This is a genomic window from uncultured Hymenobacter sp., from assembly GCF_964242765.1.
Classification (GTDB): Bacteria; Bacteroidota; Bacteroidia; order Cytophagales; family Hymenobacteraceae; genus Hymenobacter.
In genome coordinates this window covers 1-4,278 of sequence record NZ_CAXTBM010000131.1, presented here as the reverse complement: position 1 = coordinate 4,278, position 4,278 = coordinate 1, and the positions used below count along the sequence as shown (strand labels likewise).

2 protein-coding genes and 1 pseudogene are annotated in these 4,278 nt (G+C 59.1%); all 3 read left to right on the top strand.

Going from position 1 to position 4,278, the window contains the following annotated elements; genetic code table 11:
* Window positions 1-1,927: pseudogene (locus ACFE7X_RS24965) on the top strand (SusC/RagA family TonB-linked outer membrane protein); the annotation flags it as partial.
* A 45-nt stretch (window positions 1,928-1,972) separates the two neighbouring features.
* On the top strand, window positions 1,973-3,550 hold the full coding sequence (locus tag ACFE7X_RS24960; RefSeq protein ID WP_375438390.1) for a SusD/RagB family nutrient-binding outer membrane lipoprotein: 1,578 nt from the start codon (window positions 1,973-1,975) through the stop codon (window positions 3,548-3,550).
* A 169-nt stretch (window positions 3,551-3,719) separates the two neighbouring features.
* Window positions 3,720-4,278 (top strand): glycoside hydrolase family 20 zincin-like fold domain-containing protein (locus ACFE7X_RS24955; RefSeq protein ID WP_375438389.1); only part of this gene is annotated, 559 nt, incomplete at its 3' end.

Below are 4,278 nucleotides of genomic sequence, written 5' to 3'. Positions count from 1 at the left end.
GTTCAACTTTGTGGGCACGTTCGACCCGTTTAAGCGCCTGACCATCGACGCGCGGGCCAACTACATTCTGGAGCAAGCCAAGAACCGGCCCATTCTGTCGGATGGCGCCGGCAACGCCAACTTCAACGTGGCCTTTTTGCCCACCAGCCTGGACGTGCGCACGCTGCGGCCGGGGACGAGGGCGGACGGCAGCGAGCTGACCTTCAACACGGGCAACGTCTACAACACCAACCCTTATTTCGCGGCCAATAACTTCATCAATAACACCACGCGGGAGCGTCTGCTCTCGTCGGTGTCGGCGCGCTACACCCTCGACAACGGTTTGTTTTTTCAGGGCCGGGTTGGGCGCGACGCCTATTCGGACCGCATCACCAACGTAGTGCCCTCGGGTACGGCCTACCGCCTGCTGGGCAGCATCACCGAAATAACTTCCCGGTTTACGGACCTCAACGCCGACGGGCTAGCGGGTAAGACCTTTACGGTCGGTGAGGCTTTCAGCTTCACGCCCAACGTGGGCGCCAGCTACCGCCGCACCAAGCAAGAAGGCTTCTCGAATTCAGGCAACGACTTCGCCATTTTCGGCATCAATACCCTCGGCAACGCCAAAGTCCGGACAGTAACACCCATCTTCAGCGACCAAGAAGTGCAGTCGGTGTACGGCTCCGTGGATTTGTCGTACCGCGAGTTCCTGTTCTTGACGGCTACCCTCCGGCGCGACTGGTTTTCGACGTTGGCCACGCCCGGCGTCGACAACAGCCTGGGCATTACTTATCCGGGGGTAAGCGGCTCGTTTGTGTTTTCCGAGTTGTGGAAACCCACGTTTTTGTCGTTCGGTAAACTCCGGGCGGGCTACTCGAAAGTGGGGCAGGCCACCACTCCCTACCAAACCCAGCTGAGTTACGCGCTTTCGTCGTCGACGCTGCTGGGCGTGCCCTTCGGCAACCCCGACAACGCCAACATCCCGAACCGGGGCTTGCTGGCGTCGGAAGCTTCGGAAATTGAAGTGGGCACCGAACTGGGCTTTGTTGATAGCCGCGTGCGTCTGGATCTGACCTTCTACAAGAAGAAATCGACCAACGAAATTGTGAATGCGCCTTCCTCTATCACCTCCGGCTACACGGGCGCCGTGCTCAACGCGGGCGAGCTGGAAAACAAAGGCGTGGAAATGCTGCTGACGGTGATGCCCGTGAAAACCGCCGACTTCACCTGGACGTCGTCCTTCAATGCCGCCTACAACAAAAGCACCGTCATCTCGCTGGCGGCCGGCCAAACGCAGTCGGTGTACGCTACGTCGCGTTCGGGCGTGGGCTTTGTGGGGCAGCTCGTGGATAAGCCCTTTGGGCAGGTGCTGGCTTACGACTACAGATACAGCGCCGACGGTAGCGTTGTGCTGACCACCAACGGCATCCCGGCGCGCGGCAACTTAACGGCATTCGGCACCGCCTTCCACCCCTGGACCGGGGGCTGGAGCAACGACTTCACCTACAAACGCTTCAATTTGGGCGTGCTGATTGACGGCAAGTTCGGCGCCAAGATTTTCTCGGCCACCGATTACTACGCCACCATATTTGGTTTGCGCAAAGAAACGCTGGTGAACCGGGAAGGCACGTTCGGCCCCGATAATAACGTGGATGCCGCCACGTATTACGGCACGTTGGCCAACAACGTGTCCAAGGACTTTGTGCAGGATGCCAGCTTTATCAAGCTGCGGCAGGTGACGCTGGGCTACTCGTTCCCGAGCGCGCTATTCAACAACAAAGTGCAGCGGCTGACGCTGAGTTTGGTGGCCCGGAACCTGTTTTTTATCCGGCGGCTGACGGACAACATCGACCCGGAGGGAAGCTACAACGCCTTCTCGCAGGGCCTGGAATTGGGGGGCGTGCCGCCGTCCCGGACGCTGGGACTCAACCTGAGCGCCAAATTCTAGGGCTCGTGCTTGATTATCCGGTTCACTTCAACGACTACTTTCTCCATGAAAAGCATATTTCCAAAATATTCCGTGCTAGCCAGCGCCGCCCTGTTGCTGGCCAGTGGCTGCACCGACAACTTCGAAGACGTCAACACCAATCCGGCCACGTATACCCAGAGCTCGTTTGATGCCAACTACCTGCTCACCCAGTCGCAGCTCACGTACACGGGCAGCACGGACTTTGCGTTCGAAACCTGGCGCGGCAACCTGATTCACTGCTCCGGCTTCGTGCAGGGCATGGCCACGGTAATCAGCTACTGGGCCGGCGACAAATACCTGCTCAACGAAGGATACACGTCCGCCTACTGGGATAGAAGCTACAGCGAGCAAGTGAAGTCGGTAACTGACCTGGTGGCCCTAACCGAAGGCAAGGCCCAGTACAAAAACCTCCACCAGATTGCGCGCATCATGCGGGCCTTGATTATGGAACGGATTACCGACCTCTACGGCGACGTACCGTACCTCGAAGCGGGCCAGGGCTATTATAAGGGCATTATCACGCCCACATACGACAAGCAGGAAGCCATTTATGCCGACTTGCTGAAGGAAGTGAGCGAGGCTACCGCGGCCCTCGACCCGGCGGCCGACATCTCGGCCAACGATGTGTTTTACAAAGGCAACATCGAGCAGTGGCAGCGCTTCGGCAACACCTTGATTTTGCGCATGGCGATGCGCCTAACCAAGGTGAACGACGCTACCGCCAAAGCATACGCCACCCAGGTGCAAGGCAAAACCATGCTCAGCAACGCCGACAACGCCTTTGTGCTGCACGACATTGTGGGCGGGCGCACCACCCAGAACCGCAACAGCCAGGTGCTGGTCGGCGACGGGGGCCAGGAGCACTACTACGTGAAGTGGTCGAAGACTTTCATTGATTATTTGAAAACCAACAACGACCCGCGCCTTTCACGAATTGCCGTCACGCGGCTCTACCTGTCTGACGCCAACAAAATCCAGAACCCGGCGGCCCTATCGACGGCAGCGGTGCAAAAGGGCTTGCCCAACGGCCGGGACCTAAGCGGCCGGGCCGCCTATGATGTATCCACTGAGCCGAACTACACCAACTTCCCCGACTACTCCTCGCCCAACCCCGGCATGATCAAGCGCAACGGCCCCACGTTCGTGCTGACCTACGCCGAGTCGGAGCTGTTGCTAGCGGAGGCCGCGCAGCGTTGGGGCTTGGGCAGCGCCACCGCGCACTACAACGCGGGCGTAACGGCCGCCATGACTTACCTCAGCCAGTACGATGCCACGATGGCCATACCGGCGGCCGAGGCCAGCACCTATCTCGCCGCCAACCCCTACAACGCCGGCAACGGGCTGCAACTGATTAACACGCAGTACTGGGCGCATACCAACACCATGCTGGACTTCTACGAATCGTGGGCCAACTGGCGCCGCAGTGGCTACCCCGTGCTCACGCCAGTTGTGTACCCTAACAACGCAACCAACGGGCAGATTCCGCGCCGCTTTACGTACCCGATTTCGGAGATTACATCCAACCCGAACAACTACAGAACGGCCAGCGCGGCGGTAACGGGCGGCGACAACTTAACCGGCCGGGTATGGTGGGACAAATAGATTACCTTCTTTCCAGTTGAAAGTAAAAGAAGCTTCACTGCCAGGTGGTGGAAGCTTCTTTTACTTTTAAGCTATGGGGAGGGGAGAGAAAGCTGTTTTCGCTGCCACGCTGACGGTTGCCTTTCTCCTTTTTTTACGCTGCTTCCTTCAATTTCAAGTATAGCCCTGCATGCTCTTCCACTTTACCTTGAAAGCCCGGCTGTGCGGGCTACTTACTGCTGGCCTGCTAACAAGCCAGTTGGCGCTAGCCCAATTATCGGAAATACCCGCGCAAACCCTGGGGCTGGTACCCCTGCCGCGGGAGGTGAAAGCCTACGCCGCTACTTATGCGCTGCCCCAGAAAATAAGTATCTACGCCGTTAGCCCGGCCGAACGCAACGTGGCCACGCTGCTGCAAGGCATGCTGACCCCGCTGGGCAAAACCGTTACGCTCACTACCAACCGCCAAGCGGCGCAAATCACCCTCGCCACGGCCGCAACCACCAGCCCTGAGGCCTACCAGTTGGTGGTCGATAAAGCCGGAATCCGCATTACGGCGGCGGGAGGACCGGGGCTATTCTACGGCAGCCAAACGTTGATGCAACTGCTGCCCGCCCGGCCCGCGGCCACGGCCAAGGTGCCCTACGTGCGCATCCAGGACCAGCCGGCTTTCGCGTGGCGGGGCGGAATGCTCGACGAGTGCCGCCACTTTTTACCGGTGAGCTTCGTGAAAAAGTACATCGACTTTC

Bases quoted from the DNA above. Each gene is read 5' to 3' on its own strand.
- ACFE7X_RS24960 (WP_375438390.1), top strand. From the start codon at position 1,973: ATGAAAAGCATATTTCCAAAATATTCCGTGCTAGCCAGCGCCGCCCTG.